Origin of the sequence: Globicatella sanguinis (assembly GCF_002847845.2) — a bacterium.
In the GTDB taxonomy this organism is placed as follows: domain Bacteria; phylum Bacillota; class Bacilli; order Lactobacillales; family Aerococcaceae; genus Globicatella; species Globicatella sanguinis.
The window spans coordinates 566,903-587,533 of the sequence record NZ_CP126962.1 but is presented as its reverse complement, the minus strand read 5'-3'; the positions used below and the strand labels follow the sequence as shown (position 1 = coordinate 587,533).

The 20,631-nt window shown below is 34.3% G+C and carries 19 protein-coding genes; 14 read left to right on the top strand and 5 right to left on the bottom strand.

Features of this window, described 5'->3' with window-relative positions; translation table 11 throughout:
* Positions 1-200: 200 nt before the first annotated feature.
* From CYJ72_RS02505 to zwf, 7 genes are all read left to right on the top strand, one after another.
* Entirely contained in the window at positions 201-824 is a 624-nt protein-coding gene (locus CYJ72_RS02505) for a CDP-alcohol phosphatidyltransferase family protein (protein ID WP_071408870.1), read from the top strand.
* A gap of 1,398 nt (positions 825-2,222) precedes the next feature.
* On the top strand, positions 2,223-2,930 hold the full coding sequence (locus tag CYJ72_RS02500) for a YutD family protein (protein WP_066125317.1): 708 nt from the start codon (positions 2,223-2,225) through the stop codon (positions 2,928-2,930).
* 12 nt (positions 2,931-2,942) lie between these two features.
* The gene (locus CYJ72_RS02495) at positions 2,943-3,713 is read left to right on the top strand and encodes a TIGR01457 family HAD-type hydrolase (RefSeq protein WP_066125319.1); all 771 of its coding nucleotides are present in this window, start codon (positions 2,943-2,945) and stop codon (positions 3,711-3,713) included.
* Position 3,714: 1 nt separating this feature from the next.
* Entirely contained in the window at positions 3,715-4,329 is a 615-nt protein-coding gene (locus tag CYJ72_RS02490; RefSeq protein ID WP_066125321.1) for a TIGR01906 family membrane protein, read from the top strand.
* 11 nt (positions 4,330-4,340) lie between these two features.
* On the top strand, positions 4,341-5,357 hold the full coding sequence (locus CYJ72_RS02485; RefSeq protein ID WP_101812936.1) for a Gfo/Idh/MocA family protein: 1,017 nt from the start codon (positions 4,341-4,343) through the stop codon (positions 5,355-5,357).
* A 9-nt stretch (positions 5,358-5,366) separates the two neighbouring features.
* Positions 5,367-6,647: a DEAD/DEAH box helicase gene (locus CYJ72_RS02480; protein ID WP_284630295.1), complete on the top strand. Its 1,281-nt coding sequence runs from the start codon at positions 5,367-5,369 to the stop codon at positions 6,645-6,647.
* A 292-nt stretch (positions 6,648-6,939) separates the two neighbouring features.
* Entirely contained in the window at positions 6,940-8,370 is a 1,431-nt protein-coding gene (gene zwf / locus CYJ72_RS02475) for a glucose-6-phosphate dehydrogenase (protein WP_071408866.1), read from the top strand.
* A 61-nt stretch (positions 8,371-8,431) separates the two neighbouring features.
* Here the strand turns inward: zwf and CYJ72_RS02470 are convergent, their stop codons facing one another.
* Entirely contained in the window at positions 8,432-9,274 is an 843-nt protein-coding gene (locus tag CYJ72_RS02470; protein ID WP_284630294.1) for an undecaprenyl-diphosphate phosphatase, read from the bottom strand.
* 130 nt (positions 9,275-9,404) lie between these two features.
* On the opposite strand from CYJ72_RS02470, the gene CYJ72_RS02465 reads away from it, so the two are divergent.
* On the top strand, positions 9,405-9,911 hold the full coding sequence (locus CYJ72_RS02465) for a PTS sugar transporter subunit IIA (RefSeq protein WP_276649741.1): 507 nt from the start codon (positions 9,405-9,407) through the stop codon (positions 9,909-9,911).
* A 79-nt stretch (positions 9,912-9,990) separates the two neighbouring features.
* On the opposite strand, the gene CYJ72_RS02460 is transcribed toward CYJ72_RS02465, so the two are convergent.
* The 4 genes from CYJ72_RS02460 to malQ form a co-directional block, all read right to left on the bottom strand.
* Positions 9,991-11,349, bottom strand: a complete 1,359-nt coding sequence (locus CYJ72_RS02460; protein WP_284630293.1) for an ISL3 family transposase — start codon at positions 11,347-11,349, stop codon at positions 9,991-9,993.
* 102 nt (positions 11,350-11,451) lie between these two features.
* Complete coding sequence (locus CYJ72_RS02455) at positions 11,452-11,703, bottom strand: hypothetical protein (RefSeq protein WP_284630292.1); 252 nt, start codon at positions 11,701-11,703, stop codon at positions 11,452-11,454.
* A gap of 136 nt (positions 11,704-11,839) precedes the next feature.
* A complete protein-coding gene (locus CYJ72_RS02450; protein ID WP_284630291.1) occupies positions 11,840-14,104 on the bottom strand; it encodes a glycogen/starch/alpha-glucan phosphorylase in 2,265 nt (754 codons plus the stop codon).
* A gap of 104 nt (positions 14,105-14,208) precedes the next feature.
* Positions 14,209-15,801, bottom strand: coding sequence for a 4-alpha-glucanotransferase (gene malQ, locus CYJ72_RS02445; RefSeq protein WP_284630290.1), 1,593 nt, complete (start codon positions 15,799-15,801; stop codon positions 14,209-14,211).
* Between the two features lie 374 nt (positions 15,802-16,175).
* On the opposite strand from malQ, the gene atpB reads away from it, so the two are divergent.
* From atpB to atpG, 6 genes are read left to right on the top strand one after another with little or no spacing between them, the layout of a single operon-like run.
* Positions 16,176-16,895, top strand: coding sequence for a F0F1 ATP synthase subunit A (gene atpB / locus CYJ72_RS02440; RefSeq protein WP_066125331.1), 720 nt, complete (start codon positions 16,176-16,178; stop codon positions 16,893-16,895).
* 27 nt (positions 16,896-16,922) lie between these two features.
* Positions 16,923-17,135 (top strand): F0F1 ATP synthase subunit C, encoded by a 213-nt coding sequence (atpE, locus tag CYJ72_RS02435; RefSeq protein ID WP_066125333.1) that lies wholly within the window; start codon positions 16,923-16,925, stop codon positions 17,133-17,135.
* A gap of 43 nt (positions 17,136-17,178) precedes the next feature.
* Positions 17,179-17,688: a F0F1 ATP synthase subunit B gene (atpF, locus tag CYJ72_RS02430; protein ID WP_066125334.1), complete on the top strand. Its 510-nt coding sequence runs from the start codon at positions 17,179-17,181 to the stop codon at positions 17,686-17,688.
* A complete protein-coding gene (locus CYJ72_RS02425) occupies positions 17,685-18,170 on the top strand; it encodes a F0F1 ATP synthase subunit delta (RefSeq protein WP_066125336.1) in 486 nt (161 codons plus the stop codon). The genes atpF and CYJ72_RS02425 overlap by 4 nt, the downstream gene beginning before the upstream one ends.
* An 11-nt stretch (positions 18,171-18,181) precedes the next feature.
* Complete coding sequence (atpA, locus tag CYJ72_RS02420) at positions 18,182-19,675, top strand: F0F1 ATP synthase subunit alpha (RefSeq protein WP_348651912.1); 1,494 nt, start codon at positions 18,182-18,184, stop codon at positions 19,673-19,675.
* Between the two features lie 20 nt (positions 19,676-19,695).
* Positions 19,696-20,619, top strand: a complete 924-nt coding sequence (gene atpG, locus CYJ72_RS02415; protein ID WP_066125340.1) for an ATP synthase F1 subunit gamma — start codon at positions 19,696-19,698, stop codon at positions 20,617-20,619.
* Positions 20,620-20,631 lie beyond the last annotated feature (12 nt).

The window sequence follows — 20,631 nt, the reverse complement described above, 5'->3', positions numbered from 1 at the left end:
ATATAAAAATAATGGTGAAAGTGCAATTATTTAGGGATATTTGATGACCGGGCTATCAAGAACATTTCTATATAATCGATCAATCATGTTTAAAAGTTCGCTGTTAAAAAATATTTCTATGGCAATTTTTAGCAGATTGATTGAAATAGTTTTCAAAACTAGATAAAATATAGATGTAAATAGGATTTAGGAGGGATACCATGATTTTAGGAAATTTAAATAAAGCAAATCTATTGGTCATTATTTTTCTGTTTTTTGGGTCAGTATCAGTAGGATTTACCATGATTGGCGAGACTCATTATGCCATTATGTCGATTATTATTGGAGCAATCATCCACTTTTTTAATGGAGCGTATCAATACCAAGAAGATTTGGAAGAAGAAGAATTATCGTTTGCAATTGAATTGGATTCTTTAAGTAAAATGGTAACGTATGGATTGGCACCGAGCGTTTTGTTAGTGCAGATTACTAATCAAAGCGTGGTTTCGGTAATGGTAGCTGCTTTTTATTTACTAGCAGTAGCGACTCGAATTGCTCATTATAATCGGCCTTTGGAGCTTCAAGGTGAAGTAGAAGAAAGTTCTGTCTATGGTTTACCATTAGTGTCGATTGCGATGGTGTTACCATTATTATCAATTTTAACTTGGATAGCACCCACCGACTTGGTGATGTATCTATGGATTTTAGCATTTGGATTATGTTTAGTGGGCTTTATATTAAAAATTGAACTCCCTAGAATTCCTGCTAATTTTATTTTTGCTATTTTAGCATTAGGGATCTTTGCATTGGGACTATTATTAATTCAAGGACCGATTAAATTTTAAACTAAGATTGGAATAAAGCTAAGGGCTGGATAGAAATGTATGATTTCTGACCAGCTTTTTTTGATGCTTGGATTGTGATATACAGTGTAGTAACCTAATAAATGTGGATTGAATCAGTAAGCGCATGATGGCGACAAAAGATAACAGTTGGTAGCTGGGAGTAGACCAGAAGTAGAAAATTGAATAATTTTCGCTTCGTCGGCCTACCCCCGCACAGTTGGGAGTAGACCAGAAGTAGAAAATTGAATAATTTTCGCTTCGTTGGCCTACCCCCGCACAGTTGAGTAGGCCTCAAACAAGTCGAAAGACGCCGTTTGAGGCCACTCAACCACTGCGCTTTTAATTACCGAGCAATCACTTGATTGAATTTATCAAAGTGATACCTCACCTCGTTAAGACGTAGTTTGAGGCCACTCAACCACTGCGCTTTTAATTACCGAGCAATAAGTTGATTGAATTTACCAAGTTGAGGACCAATCTCTTTAAGACGCCGTTTGAGACCACTCAACCCTGCGCTATTCATCAACGAACAATAATTTTACTAAAATTTATCAAGTTTATGCCCAGCCTCTTCATTTATTCAGCAATCGCTTTAAAACGATAATTGTTGCGTTGGAAATGAATTGCTATGTTGTTATTTGCTAATGAATCATTTAAAAATGCTGTCTTTTGCTTCTCAAAAAATTTCTATGCAGTCATTTAACATTTTTTCGACACTAAATAGTTTTTCACAAACTTTCATTTTTCTAAAAGCGATTAAACATTTTCATAGGAAAGGTAATTTCACAATGTAAGCTTTCCAAATGCTCAAAAACAGTAAAAAAACCAAAAAACACCCAATTTTTGTTTTCATAAATTTTCAGCGTGTCTCATTTTGAGACACAAAAACAGTCGTTTTTGAGTAGAATTTTCATTTTCATAAAATTTCGAAAAATAATTCGCAAAACTTGATAAATTCTTAATAATTAAGCAAAATATGTCTCAAAATAAGACACGGGCCTGTGAATAATAAATTTTCATATTAAATAAGGTAATGGAAGTATTATATTCAATTCGTTTCACAAGCCAACGAACCGACATGCATCGAAATATGAAAGAAGCAAAGAGTGTTGTTCTGTTTAGTAAAATAGTCTTGTATCCTTGCACAATTCAAAACTGAAAAAAAGATTACCTCAATAGTTTTTGTAACTGGGGAAAGTTACGTGCAACAAATTGGGTAATCTTATTGTAACTTTTATATTAACTAAATTTTTCAAGTTTATGCTTAGCCTCCTTATTCAATCGTGATTCTTTTTTTTAGTTGTTCTTCATTTCTAGTGTGGTTACTGTTATAATAAAGAATGTTAACTCAATACAATAATGAAATTTATCCATATTATCCTTGAAAGGAGATTTTTGATGTCTAAAAAATCTATCGATACGATTTCTGATCAAATTGAATCCATCTTAACCTCGATTATTCATGATGAAGATGTATCAGAAAAAAATATTCATCAAATTGATGAGACCACTATTCAAATCAATGAACAAATTTATCATGTCGCTACCAATTATCGCGAAGGCTTTGATTTTGGTGCTTTTGAAGCGAGGTATCAAGAGTATTTTGAACGTTTTGATTTTATTGTAGGTGATTGGGGCTTTGAACAATTACGTTTAAGGGGTTTTTATCAAATTAATCGTCGTAAGGTGCCACGTGAACAAATCATTGATTACTTAGATGATTATTTAAAAGAATATTGTAATTTCGGTTGCCGTTATTTTGTTTTAGCAAAAGAAGAAGCATTGGTTAAATACAATCAATTGCGAGAACGAATTAGCCAGGCTAAGCCACAGTCGAAACGACCTACAAAAAATCCTATTAATACGATTCATCAAAAACAACAAAATTCATTGACAACGAATAATGAGAAAACCAAACGGAAATCACGCCATAAACGTCATAACCAACGTGAACAAAATCAAGCTTTTCAAATTAAGCAATTAGGAAAGCAACATACATCACAAAACAAAAAAGCTGATTTTGAAGCCAATAAAGTGGTGAAATCAAAACAAAAACAAACTCATCGTACTAACAAACGAAATTTTATTATTAAACAACAACCTTAGAAGGAGCATTCAATGAAAAAGTATAAAGCTTATTTAATTGATTTAGATGGAACCGTATATTTTGGAAAAAGACGAATTCCAACGGCAGAAGCCTTTATTAAACAGTTGCATGAAAAAGAGATACCCTATTTATTTATGACGAATAATGCAACGAAAACGCCGGAAGAAGTGGCCTTAAATTTACAAAATAATTATCATTTACCAGCTGAACCAAAAAATGTTTATACTTCGTCATTAGCTTTAATTGATTATTTAAATGCACATCATCTAGGACAAACAGTCCATGTAGTGGGCGAGCCTTCCTTTAAAAAATTGATTGAAGATGCCGGCTATCAGATTGATCAAACAGAAAATGCGCAAGTGGTAGTGCAAGCACTTAATCGTGAAGTAACCTATCATGAACTAGCAACAGCCGCTAATGCTATTCGCCAAGGCGCTCCATTTATTGTGACCAATACCGATCGTCGTATTCCAACAGAAAATGGTATGATGCCGAGTTCAGGTGCGTTAACTGCTTTTATCCAACATACGACGGAAGTAGAGCCGATTATTATGGGGAAACCACATCGTCCTATTTTAGAAGGCTGCCTACACCGATTAGGTCTGACAATCGATGAAGTGTTAATGGTAGGAGATAATTACGAAACCGACATTCGTGTTGGGATTGATAATGGAATGGACACACTGTTGGTATTAACAGGTGTGACTCATCCGGAAGATGTTGCCAATTTACCGATTCCACCTACCTATGTGGTGGAAGATTTATCGCAATGGGAGCTTTAATATGATTCAATTCAAACAATTCATGCGCGTGTTGTTGATGATTGTTGCATTTATAAGTTTGGCAATTTCGATTGTCATCTTATCAGGCGGGCTGATTTATCGTGGCTATTTAAGTTTTGTTGATTTAGCTACGCCAGTCGGATTAACCAAAACACAATTATTAGTGAATATCGAACATATGATGGACTTTTTAATTCTACCTCAAGTTAAAACCCTTAATTTTCCTGATTTTTCGAGTTCCGCTGCTGGTATCCAACATTTTGTTGAAGTGAAATATTTAATGCAAGCTAATTTTGTTTTGACTATTTGTGGCTTGATATTTTTAGGATGGAATTATCAGTCTACTAACAAATTAGGTGTCAAAAAATTGCAATATCAACTCTCTAAATTAGCGGTTTATTTTCCGCTTCTTTTACTTTTTTTAATGGTCATTGCCTTTGATCAAATCTTTTTGTTATTCCATCAAGTTTTTTTCCGAAACGATTTATGGTTATTTGACCCTTTAGTCGATCCAATTATCTTAGTCTTACCAGAAAATCTATTTTTAATTTATTTTGTCAGTGTCATTATTTTATATGAATTATTATTAGCGATTTATCGACGCATTATGAAATAGGAGGAATGACCATGTTAAATGTCGGCACCATTGGTACTTCTTGGATTACCGAACAATTTATTCAAGCTCTAAAATTGACGAGACGATATCATATTAAGGGAATCTATTCTCGTAATGCCAAAAATGCCCGTGATATTGCTAAGTTTTATCAAGCTGATTATTATTGTGATCAATTAAATAATTTATTATATGATCCCACCATTGATGTTATTTATGTTGCGAGTCCGAATAGTTTGCACTTTCAGTACGCGAAAGAAGCGATTCGTGCTGGGAAACATGTGATTGTTGAAAAACCGGCCTTTGCTTCGGTTAGTGAATGGTATCAAATCCATGAATATGCTGAACAGCAAGGAGTTAAAGTATTTGAGGCAGCGGTACACTACCACAATCGCAATTATCGACGTTTAAGACAATTAGTTCGAAATTTACAAAAGGGACATTCACAACCATTTTTAGGGGCTAATTTTAATATTGGTCAATATTCTTCTCGTTATGAACAATATATTCAAGCGATGGCGGGTCAAGAAGAGCAACCAAATATTTTTAATCCAAAATTTGCGGGTGGTACTTTAATGGACATTGGTGTTTATCCATTATATGTAGCCTTGGATTTATTCGGTATGCCTGATAGCGTCAGTTACCATACCGTTAAAGGTCCAAATCAAATTGACTTATTTGGTAATGCGATTTTAAAATATAAACATTCTCAAGTAAATATCTTTATGTCTAAAGGCGTTCATTCGATTATGCCATCTGAGATTTACTTCGATGATGAAACAGTGGTGATTGAGGGCATTACTCGGATTGCGAGTGTTAAATTAATTAATAAAGCGGGACAAGAGGCTAAAGTAATCGATTATCGCCCAGAAAATGTTATGTACGATGAACTAATTGCTTTTGCAGAAGTATTGACAGATCCCGATAATATTCAGCAAAAAGTTCGTTATGAAGACTGGAAGCAGATGAGTTTACAAGTTGCACAAGTCATGGAACAATTAAGAAAATCAGCCAATCTAAAATTTAATTAAGGAGTCAATATGGCAAATTTTATTCAAGAACCTTTTAAAAAGATATGGGACCAGCAGGGTTTCGAGCAAATGAGTCCCATACAAGAAGCGTTGTATCCCATCATTCAAAGTGGTGAATCGGTGATAGCTGTTTCACCAACGGGAACAGGTAAGACATTAGCCTATCTGTTACCATTATTAGCGCAAGTTGAAAAAAATAATACTTTGCAATTAATAGTCTTAGCGCCATCACAAGAATTAGTTAAGCAAATTGGAGAGGTAGCTGAACTTTGGGGGCGAGCCAAAGAACTTGAAGTCCTAACAATTCTGGGTAGTGCCAATATGCAACGCCAAATTAATGCCCTGAAAGACAAACCGGAAGTCATTGTGGCTTCTCCTGGTCGTTTATATGAGTTAAGCGAGCAATCGCGTAAATTAAAACTTCATTTAGTCAAAGCCATCGTTTATGATGAAGCCGATTACTTATATGAAGATGAGCAAGCCATTACCATTGAAAAGTTTACTAATAAATTAATGCGTGATGTGCAAAAAGTTTGGGTTTCAGCTACTTTTGGTCCAGCGCTAGTTAAGGTGGCAGTCGAGATGGGAGAAAGTGTTCGAGTCGTAAACGTAGACCATCAGTCATTAGATAATATCGAACATTTTGGTTTGATTGTGCAAAATCGTCAAAAGATTCAATATTTAAAACGCCTTTCACATGTTGAGGGAATGCAAGCCATTGTCTTTTTTGAGCAAGTTAATGAAGTGGATCAAGTGGCAGCCAAATTAATTTATGATGGTCTTAATGTTGTATCTTTACATGGACAATTGTCAAAATTAGAGCGTGAACATGCTATTAATGCTTTTAGAGAAGGCAAAGCTACTTATTTATTGACAACCGATGTTTCAGCACGAGGTCTTGATATAGCAGACTTACCATGTGTGATTCACTATAATCGCGTCAACGATGCTCGAACATACTTGCACCGTTCTGGTAGAACTGGTCGCATGGGTAATAAAGGAACCGTCTTATCATTATTAAATGAGCAAGAGTTTAGGAATTTAGCTCATATATTAATGAATGAAGGGGTTAACCTACAAGAACGCGCTTATTATCAAGGAAAACTCGTGACGATTGAAGAACGTGATGCGTTACGATTAGCGAATATTGAAGTTGAAAAAGAGCAAAGTATTAAACGCAAGGCGCAAGCAAAAAGTAGAGCCAATCAACCGAAATCTAAGAAAAAAGTTGTGAAGAAGAAAAATCGTTTACGTGACACTAAAAATAAAGGCAAACGTCGTGGAAAATAATTAATCGATTCATGCGGCTTCTTACATCACTATTTAATGCCATTTAATCGATTAGGTATAACCCTACAAAAGAGAGAACTCAAAATATAAATAGAAAAAAATAGGTAACAATAATAAAAGCTCATTGAAACCCAATTAACAGATTTTTTTAATCCAGATCGATAAGGGGAGAATTTTTGATTAAGCTCTAATTGTAATCAAATTTCTTCTCTTATTTGTTTTTAAAAGATATAATTGAGATATTGTGAGTGATAGATTATAATATAATGAGTAAATATATCGGAGGGGTATCATGACTGAAAATAAATTAATTTTGACACTATTTGGCGCGACTGGAGATTTGGCGTCGCGTAAATTATATCCCGCAATTTATCGACTATACAAGAATGGTCATCTTTCGAAACAATTTGCCTTGATAGGAACTGGAAGAACTAAGTGGAGCCACGAGGATATGCGTCAAACTGTTAGACAAAGTGTCGCAAAAGAAGTAGAAGATGCAACACATTTGGAAGAATTCTTAACGCATATGTATTATTTATCCCATGATGTGAATGATAAAGCACATTATCAAAATTTAAAAGCTTTTCAAGCAGAGCTTGATCAACAATACCAAACCGATGGGAACCGTATTTTCTATATTTCATTATCACCTGCATTATTCCCAACCATTACCTTACATTTAAAAACGGAAGGCTTGATTACGGAAAATGGGTATAATCGCTTAATAATTGAAAAACCATTTGGACATGATACAGAGTCAGCGCAAGAACTCCAACTAAAATTAAATCAAGCATTTGATGAAGACCAAATTTTCCGTATTGACCATTATTTAGGCAAAGAAATGGTACAAGCGATTCGCAATATTCGTTTTGACAACCGTCTTTTCAGCGATATTTGGAATAATAAGGGAATTGATCATTTCCAAATTAGTTTGTTAGAAGAGGTTGGAGTTGAAGACCGTGGGGAATATTATGATCACTCAGGGGCAACTCGTGATATGATTCAAAATCATGCTTTACAATTATTGGCTTTGTTAGCGATGGATGCACCTAAAGATAATTCGGCAGAAGCGATTCAAGAAGAGAAAATTAAAATACTTGCATCACTTCATTTACCGAAGACAACCGAAGAAGTTAAAGCCAATTTTGTTCGCGGACAATATGGTCCTGCCGCGGATTTTAAAGGGTACCGTGAGGAAGAGAATGTGGCCAGTGATTCCAATACTGAAACCTATTTAGCAGCGAAAGTTGAAGTGGATTTACCTCAATGGGAGGGTGTACCATTTTTCGTAAGAACAGGAAAACGTGTCAATTCTAAATCGACTTTAATTGATGTTCAATTTAAACCGACGATGGAAGGTATTGCCGGAAATCATTTAAGAATTGAAATTGCTCCGCGAACAGGTTATCGTTTATTAGTTAACCAAAAGGTATTTGGCTATTCACATGATACTTATAGCATTCCGTTTGAATATTATTATACAGATGAACAATTAGCACAAACACCGCAAGATTATGAGCGTCTAATTTTTGAATGTATTTTAGGCGACAAGAGTCACTTTGCCCATTACTTAGAAGTGGAACACGCTTGGAAATATATCGATAATTTATTTAGTCATTGGCAAAAGATAGAACCCGATTTCCCTAATTATGAAGCTGGCTCTAAAGGACCACAAGCAGCTGATGATTTATTAGCTAAACACCATATAGAATGGCATCAATAACAAAAAAAGACCGCTATTTAACCGAGAACAATCGGCTAAGTAGCGGTCAGTTTTTATAGGTTTATCTTCCAGTAAATAAGAAGTATAAAATGATAATGGAACCTAAGATAATACGGTAATAACCGAAGGCTTTAAAGTCGTTTCGTTTAATATAATTAAGTAAGAATTTAATCGCAATAACGGAAACGATAAACGCGACGAACATACCGACACCTAAATAAATTAATTCAGCTTGGCTAAAGACTAAACCAAATTTTAGCAGTTTTTTCAAGCTTGCTCCAAACATAATGGGAATACTCATATAAAAAGAAAATTCAGTGGCGATAAAACGAGAAGTACCAAGTAACAATGCCCCTAAGATGGTAGAACCTGAACGAGAGGTTCCCGGAATAATGGCTAATGCTTGGAAACATCCGATTAAAAAGGCGTCTTTAAAGGTTAATGTTTGGAAAGTATTAATCTCATGAGAGTGACGACTCTTTTGACGTGTTTCTATCCAAATAAAGGCAAAACCATAAACAATTAACATAGCGGCAACTACTAAAGGTTTATTAAAATACATCTCCATATAATCATCTAAAACAAGTCCAAATAGGACAGCTGGAATACTCGCCACCGCGACTTTAAACCAGATAAACCAAGTGTCCTTACGTTCTTGTGCGGATTTTTTAAATGAAAAAGGATTTAACTTATTAAAGTAAAGTAAGACTACCGCCATAATCGATCCAAGTTGTACTAAGACAAAAAATAATTCCTTAAATTCTGGACTAGAAGTCAGTGAGAAAAACTCTTCAATAATAATCATATGACCTGTACTACTAATCGGTAACCATTCCGTAATCCCTTGGACTATACTCAAGATTAAAATACGGATTAATTCTAAAATATCAATATCAAAATTCATAAATTTTTTAACCTCGCTTTCATACCTATTTTATTATACACTTATTTGAAAAAATTAGCGATTATTTTTTTACTACTATGATTTGGTATGTTATAATATAGCTACTATACTATGATAGGAGCTAATATAAATGTTTGGATTTTTCAAGAAAAAACAACAAGAAAAAGAACCTGTAATTAAAGAAATAAAATTATATGCACCAGCTGATGGTGAGTTAATCAATATTGAACAAGTAAACGATGTCGTTTTTGCTCAAAAAATGATGGGAGACGGTTTTGCTGTCCTTCCAACAAATGGCTCAATTTCATCACCAGTAGAAGGGACGATTGTTAATGTCTTCCCGACTCAACATGCAGTAGGATTTAAAGCGGGTGAGTTAGAAGTTTTATTACATATGGGCATTGATACTGTTTCGTTAAATGGTGAACCATTCGAAACGGATGTCAATGAAAACGACAAAGTCACCGCTTCAAGTAAAATATCTGAAGTTGATTTAGATGCTTTAGCAACTGAAGGTAAAGATAATGCGATGATCGTTATCTTTACAAATGGTTCAGAAGTGATTGAAGAGTATAAAATAACTGCTTCAGGTAATGTGACCAAAGGTCAAGAAATTGGCTATATCACTTTAAAATAATGGCTCTTTGTCAAATGGTGTGGGTCACGGAATTTTTGGTCGTTCAACACAATTGTGTTGAACGGCCGTTTTATTCTAATTATGCGGTTTTCTCTGTCTTGGATTCTTTTTCTTGACTAAAATATAAAGGGCGATAGTTTTGGTTTTTGCAATTCTTACTTAACAAAATATAGCGTGCTCTTAATCTTAAACGTCTAAAATTAGTATAACCATGTCCTGTTCGTTTGATTGTTTTAATGATATTATTGGTTGCTTCCAGGTGTCCATTTGACAATGTGACGGTTAAAGCATTGGTAATATACTCTTGATAGCGTGTAATCGTGTTAAACGCTGTACGAATCACTTGACGATAGGAATATTTTTTTATTTCTTGAAGTTCATAATGAAACAATTCGACATCGTGTGTCATAATGGCATATTTGAAATCATTTATTTTTTCATAGGCATTTCTAAGCCCTATATCAAGCGAAAGTAGATATTCTACCATCATTTTTTCAGTCACTAATCCATCGAACAGGCGATGGGTTTGATAATTCTCAAAATCTAGATCTTCTCGGTTTTTAAGAAGTAATTTCCATAATTTTTTCAACTTATTATAATCACATTTCGAGGGTTTCTTTTTATATTGATTCATTACTTGAATCCTTAGGTTGTTAAGGGCTCTATTGAGTAATTGAATGATATGGAACCGGTCAATCACAATCTTAGCACATGGGAACAGTGTCTTTATCATGCTAATAAAGGGAAGATTCATGTCCATCGTAATCCATTCAACTTGACGGCGTACGTCCAATGGGAAACGGAAAAAATGTTTTTTGATATCCGCTTGTTGACGACTGTCTAATAAATCTAATATTTGGTGAGTAGAAGCATTGGCATAAATAAAGGACATTTCTGCTTTACATGATTTGGTTGTACGTAGTTCGTCAAATGATAAAGTGGTTGGCAGGGTATTCGTTTGTGGTTTCATCTGCGTTTCCAAGGAATCGAGTACTCTAACGACCGTACTAATGGATACATAGGTATTTTTAGCAATCAGTGAAGCAGATTGTACGAGTCTCAATTGTTCTTTTACGAGTTGTTTTTGTAAGTTAGAAATCTGACAATTTGGCTCTACTAAATTGGTTTGTGCCATAAAGGTTTTCTTACACGCTTTACATATAAAACGTTGTTTTTTTAGCAGAATTAATTTAGGACAGGCAAGAGAACAAGCATATTTTACTTTTACTTGCTTAAAGCCATGCTTCAAAATAGAGTTATTAATATTTTTTTGATGACAGCAGGGGCAAGCCACTGGGTCATAAGAAAGCTTAGCAGATACAGTCTGGTAAACGACACCGTTCAATGTAATGGAATCTTGATCCAAACATCCTTCAATAAAAGTGATATTAGGGTCTGTTATTTCAAGTAATTTTCTGATATCATCTGAATAGGTCATGTGAGTTCCTCTTTTCTAATAGTTTAGTCGCTAATTAGATTATATCGGAATTCCATGACTTTTTGTATTGATTTATAAAGGTGTGAATGAACAGAGTCATTTCTATAAATCCACACCAAAAAGTATAGAGCCAAAATAATCATATATTGAGAGTGTTAGAGTCCCGAGAGGGGCTCTTTTTGTTTTCTGACTACTTCTTGCCCACTCCCTTTTTTTCTGATGCTTAAAAATTATAGCTAGTATTTGATGGTGTAAAAAGACGAAATGATAATTCTTTGATTGTACACTTTTTGCCGCTCCTTGTTGCTGATGGATTAATAAGATAATGCGAAAAGTCTCTGCTTTCCATGACATTGTTCGGAACACTCCACTCAAATCGTATGGTACTTAATTAAAAGATAAGACTGGGCAGAAACTTACTCGCTTCTGTCCAGTCTTGTTTTGGGGATTGGTTTGTAGCTGATAAACCAATAGTTTAATTATCTTATATTTAAGCTTTTTCTAAATGCCAAATATCTTCGTTGTAATCATTGATTGTACGGTCAGAAGAGAAGTAGCCAGCTTTAGCAATATTCACTAATGAGCGACGTAACCAATTTTCACGATCTTCGTATTCTGCATATAATTCTTCTTTAGCATCGATGAATTCTTCTAAGTCAATTAAAGTCATGAACCAGTCTTTATTGATTAATTCATTGTGTAGACGAGTTAAGCGTTCTTCATTACCGATTGCCATCATTTCATCACTTACAATAAAATCAACTAAAGGTTTGATTGTTTCACGCTCATAGTAGTCTTTAGCAACATAACCATTGGTGTCATATAATTCGATGATTTCATCACTTAATTTACCAAAGATTTTAATGTTTTCATCACCAACTAATTCATGAATTTCAACGTTAGCACCGTCCATTGTTCCTAAGGTCAATGCACCGTTTAACATGAATTTCATATTACCTGTACCAGAAGCTTCTTTAGAAGCTAATGAGATTTGTTCTGAAATGTTTGCTGCAGGAATTAAGTAAGTAGCGGCAGTTACATTATAGTTTTCAATCATTACGACTTGTAAGTGAGGGCTCACATCTGGGTCATTAGCAATGATTTCAGATAAGTTTAAGATTAAGTGAATTACATCTTGTGCAATTGTATAAGCTGGTGCTGCTTTACCACCAAAAATGATTGTAATTGGTGTAGCAGGAATTTCACCATTTTTAATTGCAAAATATTTATGAATAATATATAAAGCTAACATTTGTTGACGTTTATATTCGTGAATTCTCTTAATTTGAACATCAATAATAGAGTGGTTGTTAATTTCAACACCTTGTGTTTTTCTTAGACTTTCTTGTAATTTCTTCTTGTTATCATGTTTGATATCATTTAAAGCTTTGATTACATTTTCGTCATCAATGTGATCTAATAATGCAGTTAAATCACTGTTATTACGCCATTCAGAACCAATCGTATTATCTAATAATTTTGCTAATTCAGGGTTAGCATCCATAATCCAACGACGGAAGGTAATACCATTCGTTTTGTTATTGAATTTCTCTGGATAAATATCATAGAAATGTTTTAATTCTGAAGCTTTTAAGATTTCAGTATGTAAGGCAGCAACCCCGTTAACACTGTATCCAAAGTGAATCGCAATATGAGCCATATGAACACGGTTTTGTTTATCGATAATTGCGACTGCTTCATTACCAGGATATTCTGCTTCAACCACTTCAGCTAATTGATGAATAATTGGTAATAATTGTGGTGCTACTTCTTCAATATCAGATAATGGCCATTTTTCTAATGCCTCTGCTAAAATCGTATGGTTAGTATAAGCTGTCATAGAGCGAACAATCTTCACCGCTTCATCAAATTCAATACCACGTTCACCTAATAAACGAATTAATTCAGGAATTACAAAAGCAGGGTGAGTATCGTTGATTTGGATAATCGCATAATCTGCTAAGTCATGTAAGTTACTTCCTTTAGCGATTGCTTCATCTAAAACTAATTGAGCACCATTTGATACCATGAAATATTGTTGGTAAATACGTAATAATTCTCCTGCATGATCAGAATCATCTGGATATAAGAATAAAGTTAAGTTTTCTAAAATATTACCTTTATCAAAGTTAATACCATCAGTAATAATTTCTGAGTTAACAGAATCTAAGTCGAATAAACGTAGACGGTTTTTCTTCTCTTGTTTGTAACCAGGAACATCAATATCGTAAAGTGTTGATTTTAATTCAAAATCTTTGAATGGAACAACATAAGAATGTTCTGAGCGGATTACCCAATCGTCGCCATCTAACCATGGATCTGGAATAGCAGTTTGTTGATTGTCTTTAAATACTTGACGGAATAAACCGTAATGATAGTTTAAACCAACACCATCACCGTTTAATCCTAATGTTGCGATTGAGTCAACGAAACAAGCAGCTAAACGTCCTAAACCACCGTTTCCTAATGATGGTTCATTTTCTGCTTGCTCGATATCCATCATGTTTTTACCAGCAGCTGTTAATTCTGCTTGTACTTCATCATATAGACCTAAGTTTAATAAGTTGTTACTTAATAATTTACCAATTAAAAACTCAGCTGAGAAATAGTATAATTTTTTCTTTGTGTCATTGGTTGGTTGATCTTTTGATTTGTCACGAACAAGATGTAATAAAACCTTATATAATTCTTGTTCAGTACACTCAGCAACAGTCTTATTGAAAAGTTTGTTTGTATAATTTGATAATAAAGTCATTTGTTTTCTCCTTTTAAAATGTAAATTAGATATGTTATTAAAACTATGGTAATTTAACAAAATATTGAATAGTAGAAAATTGTCGATTTCCAAATGAACTAAATTTATTTGTTAGTTTTAGTCTTTGGTTTAGCAGCAACTTTTTTAGTTGATTTACTTTTTTCTTTTTCTTTTTGAGCAGCTTTAGCTTTTTCTGCTTCTTTTTTTACAATGTTTTGGTTTGCTCTGAAGTAGGTGACGGTGTAATCGGTCAACTTCGCTTCAATCGTTTCTGTAATAGCATCTTCTTTCATGCGCCATTTCCAGTTTTTACCAATGGTGGAAGGCTCATTCATACGTGCAGTATTATCTAAGTCTAATAAGTCTTGCATCGTGAAGATAACATAATCACTTACTGAAGCTGATAATGTACGGTTTAGAGCTTCGGCGATGGTTTCATCTTCTTTACGATTAGAATATTTATCAGCATTATGTCGGATATATTCAGGAACTGATTGATACCATCCTGTGATGGTTTCATTATCATGAGTCCCTAAGTAACTAATCGTATTACGCACATAGTTATGTGGTAATTCCATAGAGTCTGTACCATCAAAACCAAATTGTAAAATTTTCATTCCTGGGAAACCAGTAGCATCGCGCATATCAATTACTTCTTGGGTTAAGAAGCCTAAGTCTTCAGCGATAATATTTAAATCGCCTAATTCTTTTTTGATTTGCTTGAATAATTTAACGTCTGGACCTTTTTCCCAACGGCCATCAGCAGCAGTAGGGGAGCCAAAAGGCACTGCCCAATAAGATTCAAAACCTCGGAAGTGGTCAATACGAACCATATCATAGATTTTAAAGCTTTCTTTCATACGCAGAATCCACCAAGAATATTTATCTTTCTCCATATATTCCCAGTCATAAATTGGGTTCCCCCAATATTGACCGTCATCAGAGAAGTTATCCGGTGGTGTACCTGCAACAACAATCGGCATTTTGAATTCATCTACTTTAAATAGTTTTGAATTCGTCCACATTTCAACAGAGTCAGCTGAAACATAGATTGGCATATCACCAATGATTTGAATATCATTTTCATTAGCATAAGCTTTTAATTGTAACCATTGAGTGAAGAAGAAATATTGGGTTACTTTATGAAACTCAATTTCTTTCACCAATTTTTTACGGTATTCATTTAATGCTTTTTTATCGCGTAAACGAATATCCTCATCCCATTCGGTCCAAGAAACTAAACCGAAATCTTCTTTGATTGCCATATACTCTGCATAGTCTTCTAACCAATGTGCATTTTCGGCAACGAATTGTGTGTATCCTTCTAATTTGCCTCGTTTTAAAAAGTTTGCGACAGCTTTTTCGAGAATAGGACGACGGTTAATGAATATAGTGCCGTAGTCCACATTTTCTGGATCGTCACCAAAATCAACTTTTTCATAATCAGCTGGTTCTAAGAGACCTTCTTTACTTAATAATTCAAAATCAATAAAGTGAGGGTTCCCAGCGATAGCTGAAAATGATTGATAGGGTGAATCACCATAGCTAGTTGTACCTAAAGGAAGAATCTGCCAATAGGTTTGTTTGGTACGAACTAGGAAATCAACAAAGTCATAAGCTGATTGCCCAAATGTACCGATACCAAATTTATTTGGTAATGATGATATATGCATTAAGACGCCACTTGATCGGGCCATAACACGACCTCCTTTTATTTTGTTGTCGCATTCATTATATAAGGAATAAAAAATACTTACAAATGATTTTGGCCTTTTTCTAAATTCTGTTACCGGATAACAGTCTCAAAAGGCGATGATAGCAAGGTTTTCAATTTTGAGGAACTGACGAATGATGACATAAAAGTTAGTCATTAATTGCCAAAAAGATGTTTTTATATCAATATTTTTATATCCTAATCATAATAAAAAAATATTTACTTAACCCCTTTCAAAGTTTGTTTTATAGAAAATTAAGTGGTAAACTAGTTATGGATTTGTGTCATTTTCGAGAAGATAAATGTCAACAAAATTTTATTGACAACAGTCAATTACCAAAAAAAGGAGGGTCACTCTTGGATGAAACGATTGTGTTTGAACTATTAGGTATTTCTTTTGGGTTGAACACTTTTTTAGCTATTTTAGCAACTGTCGCTATCGTCACAGTGCTTTGTGTTTGGACTTCACATAATTTATCGGTGGATAAACCAAATAAGCCTCAACTATTAATGGAAACGATTATTGAATTTGTTCGAGGCGTAGTAGGGGGAGCAATCGATGATAAAGGAGCACAAAATTATCAATTATTAGGATTGACATTATTGTTATTTATTTTTACCTCTAATATGATAGGTTTACCTTTAATATTACATGTGGGTGAATTATCACTTTGGAGAAGTCCGACAGCCGATCCAATTGTGTGTTTATCGATAGCACTTTTAATGATTTTGTTATCTCATTTCCTAGGGATTACAGAACAAGGAATGAAGGGGTATGTGGTGAATGGCTATTTAGAACCTTCAGCATTTTTATTCCCAATAAAATTAGTTGAAGAGTTTACTAATGCTTTGACATTAGCACTTCGTCTATATGGTAATATTTTCGCTGGGGAAGTTTTATTAGGTTTAATTGCTAATTTAGCCAATGCTAAAGGTGTCTTTACATGGGTAATAGGATTACCATTACAAATGGTATGGCAAGGATTTTCAGTATTTATAGGTGCCATTCAATCTTATATATTTGTAACCTTAACAATGGTATATTTGTCGCATAAAGTTGAAAAAGAAGAAATATAGTTTTTAAAGATAAGGAGAATATAAAATATGAACGCTATTGCTGCTGCTATTGCTGTTGCGATTGCTGCTCTTTCTGCATCAATTGGTAATGGTATGGTTATTTCAAAAACAATCGAATCAATTGCACGTCAACCAGAATTAGAAGGTAAATTACGTATGACCATGTTCCTTGGAGTAGGGTTAATTGAAGCGGTGCCGATTATGGCCGTGGTTATCGCCTTTATTTTAGTTTTCAGATAATTAAACTAATTAAGCTGACGATACTAAATGAAGGGGGATTAAAATGTTAATTGTATATGCATCAAGTGGAAACACCGCATTAGGCAATACGATCGTTACGATGATTGCGTTTGTCGCTTTACTGATGATTATTAAGAAATTCACTTGGGAACCTTTTATGTCGATGTTAGCACAACGTCGTCAAATTATTGAAGGAGATTTAGCACAAGCAGCTGAAGAAAAAGCTACGAGTACTAAAGCTAAAGAAGATGCTCAACAAGCATTAAAAGATGCACGTGCGGAAGCTAATCAAATTATCTTAGCAGCTAAAAAACAAAGCTTACAAATTCAAGATAATATGATTAAAGAAGCAAAAGAGGAGATAGCACGTCTTCATGAATCTGCTAATCAAGAAATTGAACAAGATCGTGAACGCATCTTAAATGAAATTAAAAATGAAGTATCTGATATTGCTATTGAAATTGCAGAGAAAATTTTACGCCGTGAAATTAAAGAAGAAGATTACCATAAATTGGTCGATGATTTCATTGCAGGAATGGATGATATAGCATGATGAGTGAAAATGAAACTTTAAATCAAACAAGTGTTAATGAATCGTTAAAGGTTAATAAAAAAGTTAAAAACGAAGAAGATGCTTTATTAAAAAAAATCAATCAAGAACGTATTCGTGATTCGATTCAAAAATGGAACGATGATAATCCTGATGCGAATCGTGAGCATTTTGAAGATGAACTTTTAGGAAAAATCATGTTAAACATGATGCATGATGAAGGAGATTCTCTTAACAAAGAACAAAATCAAAGTGAAATGTTAATGATTACCTCTGCGGTTCCTTTAACTGACGAGGAAAAAGAACGCATTGTGCGTAAATTTTTAGATATTACCAAAAAGCCATTACGTCGTATTACGACAGTCGTCGATCCAAGTTTAATTGCGGGTGTCCGTATTCAAAGTGAAAGTTACTATTATGAAGTAACGGGTAAAAAGACTTTAAAAGAATTACGACGTCATTTAGATCGTAATTGGCATTATTAGGAGGGATTGAAATGAGTTTAGAAAGATTAGATGAACGTCTTCGTCAACAAATTCGTCAATTCCACAGTGAAGAATTAATTGAAGAAATTGGAACAGTTTCTTACATTGGGGATGGGATTGCCCGTGCTTATGGATTAGAAAATGTCATGGTCGGAGAAATGGTTGAATTTGCCAATGGAACAATTGGGATGGTTCAAAACTTAGAAACCAAAGATGTCGGGATTATTATTTTTGGTGAGTATGTGAATATTCACGAAGGTGATTTAGTCCGTCGTTTACATAAAATCATGGAAGTTCCAGTAGGAAATGGCCTATTAGGTCGTGTTATTAATCCTCTAGGTGAAGCGATTGACGGTATTGGTGAAATTGACTATAAAAAAACAAGACCTGTTGAAGCAGATGCGCCAGGAATTATGGAACGTCAAAGTGTTAATGAACCATTGCAAACAGGTATTAAAGCCATTGACTCTTTAGTACCAATCGGACGTGGACAACGTGAGTTAATTATCGGGGATCGTAAGACCGGTAAAACATCTTTAGCAATTGATACGATTTTAAATCAAAAAGGACAAGATGTTATTTGTATTTATGTCGCGATTGGTCAAAAAGAATCAACTGTAAAAAACATCGTGACGACATTGCAAGCACATGGTGCGATGGACTATTCAATTGTAATGAGTGCAAGTGCTTCACAACCGGCGCCATTACTTTATTTAGCACCATACTCTGCAACGGCAATGGCCGAAGAATTTATGTATGAAGGCAAGCATGTTTTAATTATTTACGATGATTTATCTAAACAAGCAGCAGCTTATCGGGAAATGAGTTTATTATTAAAACGTCCACCAGGTCGTGAAGCTTACCCTGGAGATGTTTTCTATTTACATTCTCGTTTATTAGAGCGTTCTGCAAAATTATCTGATAAGTTAGGTGGAGGTTCGATTACTTCACTGCCAGTTGTTGAAACGCAAGCAGGGGATATTTCGGCTTATATTCCAACGAATGTCATTTCCATTACCGATGGACAAATATTCTTGGAAAGTGATTTATTCCACTCTGGTGTCAGACCCGCAATTAATGCCGGTTTATCGGTATCGCGTGTGGGTGGATCGGCACAATTAAAACCAATGAAACAAGTGTCCGGTACTTTACGAATTGATTTAGCTAGTTACCGTGAATTAGAAGCCTTTACACAATTCGGTTCAGACTTAGACGCTTTAACACAACAAAAATTAAATCGAGGACGTAGAACGGTTGAAGTGTTAAAACAACCTTTACATAAACCAGTCAGTGTTGAAAAACAAATTATTTTATTCTACGCCTTAAATCATGGCTATCTTGATAGTGTTGGGATTGATAAACTTAAAGAGTATGAACAATCACTCTATAATTTCTTAGAAGAACGTTATGATGTTGTTTTACGTGATATTAGTCGTAACCATCGAATGCCTGAAGAAGATTTATTACAAACCATTTTAGAAGAACATTCTCAAATAGCACAATAGTTTTAGAAAGAGGTAGTGGTATGTCATTAAACCAAATAAAAAAAAGAATCGACTCCACTCGCAAAACAGCTCAAATTACCAAAGCGATGCAGATGGTTTCTGCTTCTAAATATAATAAAATGGTGCAAACTTCGAGTCGTTATTTTACTTATGGCCAAAAACTAAAGAAAATGGTTGCCCGTTTAGGTAAACAACAATTTGATTTATTAGATGATGGTGTACCGATGGATGTCAATGAAGTAAAAGATATTGATTTTCATGATATGTTAATTGAAAGACCGATTAAGAAAACCGGTTATTTAATTATTACATCAGATAAAGGTTTAGCAGGTGGCTACAATCATTCGATTTTAAAAGCAACCGAAACGATGTTAAAACAAGACCATCAAGATAAAAGCGAAGTGGTAGTGTTAGCAATAGGGGAACCGATCGCAAAATTTTGTCGCGATGAAGGGTATGAAGTCGCTTATGAAATTCATAATTTAACCGATCACCCTAGCTTTTTTGAAGTGTCGAAGATTGTAAAAAAAGCGGTCGAACTATTTAAAGAACAAGTCTTTGATGCCTTATATGTTTGTTATAACCATCATATTAATCCAATGACTTCTCAATTTCGTGCTGAACAAATTTTACCCATTACCGATTTAGAGTTAGAGGAAGAATTAGAAAATACCGAAACAGAAGTTGAGTTTTTAATTGAACCTTCTGAAAGCGAACTACTAGATGTATTATTGCCTCAATATGCTGAAAGTCAAATATATGGTGCAATTATTGATGCAAAAACATCTGAACATGCTAGTCGTATGAGTGCGATGCGTAGTGCGACGGATAATGCAGAGGAAATGATTGAAAATTTAAAACAACAATATAATCAAAAAAGACAATTAAAAGTAACGAATGAAATTATTGAAATAATTAGCGGTGCACAAGCACTGAATGATTAGAAGGAGGAATGT

What these genes read in the sequence shown, in the direction of transcription:
- CYJ72_RS02505 (WP_071408870.1), top strand. Translation starts at nt 201, where the DNA reads ATGATTTTAGGAAATTTAAATAAAGCAAATCTATTGGTCATTATTTTT.
- CYJ72_RS02500 (WP_066125317.1), top strand. Translation starts at nt 2,223, where the DNA reads ATGTCTAAAAAATCTATCGATACGATTTCTGATCAAATTGAATCCATC.
- CYJ72_RS02495 (WP_066125319.1), top strand. Translation starts at nt 2,943, where the DNA reads ATGAAAAAGTATAAAGCTTATTTAATTGATTTAGATGGAACCGTATAT.
- CYJ72_RS02490 (WP_066125321.1), top strand. Translation starts at nt 3,715, where the DNA reads ATGATTCAATTCAAACAATTCATGCGCGTGTTGTTGATGATTGTTGCA.
- CYJ72_RS02485 (WP_101812936.1), top strand. Translation starts at nt 4,341, where the DNA reads ATGTTAAATGTCGGCACCATTGGTACTTCTTGGATTACCGAACAATTT.
- CYJ72_RS02480 (WP_284630295.1), top strand. Translation starts at nt 5,367, where the DNA reads ATGGCAAATTTTATTCAAGAACCTTTTAAAAAGATATGGGACCAGCAG.
- zwf (WP_071408866.1), top strand. Translation starts at nt 6,940, where the DNA reads ATGACTGAAAATAAATTAATTTTGACACTATTTGGCGCGACTGGAGAT.
- CYJ72_RS02470 (WP_284630294.1), bottom strand. Translation starts at nt 9,274, where the DNA reads ATGAATTTTGATATTGATATTTTAGAATTAATCCGTATTTTAATCTTG.
- CYJ72_RS02465 (WP_276649741.1), top strand. Translation starts at nt 9,405, where the DNA reads ATGTTTGGATTTTTCAAGAAAAAACAACAAGAAAAAGAACCTGTAATT.
- CYJ72_RS02460 (WP_284630293.1), bottom strand. Translation starts at nt 11,349, where the DNA reads ATGACCTATTCAGATGATATCAGAAAATTACTTGAAATAACAGACCCT.
- CYJ72_RS02455 (WP_284630292.1), bottom strand. Translation starts at nt 11,703, where the DNA reads ATGTCATGGAAAGCAGAGACTTTTCGCATTATCTTATTAATCCATCAG.
- CYJ72_RS02450 (WP_284630291.1), bottom strand. Translation starts at nt 14,104, where the DNA reads ATGACTTTATTATCAAATTATACAAACAAACTTTTCAATAAGACTGTT.
- malQ (WP_284630290.1), bottom strand. Translation starts at nt 15,801, where the DNA reads ATGGCCCGATCAAGTGGCGTCTTAATGCATATATCATCATTACCAAAT.
- atpE (WP_066125333.1), top strand. Translation starts at nt 16,923, where the DNA reads ATGAACGCTATTGCTGCTGCTATTGCTGTTGCGATTGCTGCTCTTTCT.
- atpF (WP_066125334.1), top strand. Translation starts at nt 17,179, where the DNA reads ATGTTAATTGTATATGCATCAAGTGGAAACACCGCATTAGGCAATACG.
- CYJ72_RS02425 (WP_066125336.1), top strand. Translation starts at nt 17,685, where the DNA reads ATGATGAGTGAAAATGAAACTTTAAATCAAACAAGTGTTAATGAATCG.
- atpA (WP_348651912.1), top strand. Translation starts at nt 18,182, where the DNA reads ATGAGTTTAGAAAGATTAGATGAACGTCTTCGTCAACAAATTCGTCAA.
- atpG (WP_066125340.1), top strand. Translation starts at nt 19,696, where the DNA reads ATGTCATTAAACCAAATAAAAAAAAGAATCGACTCCACTCGCAAAACA.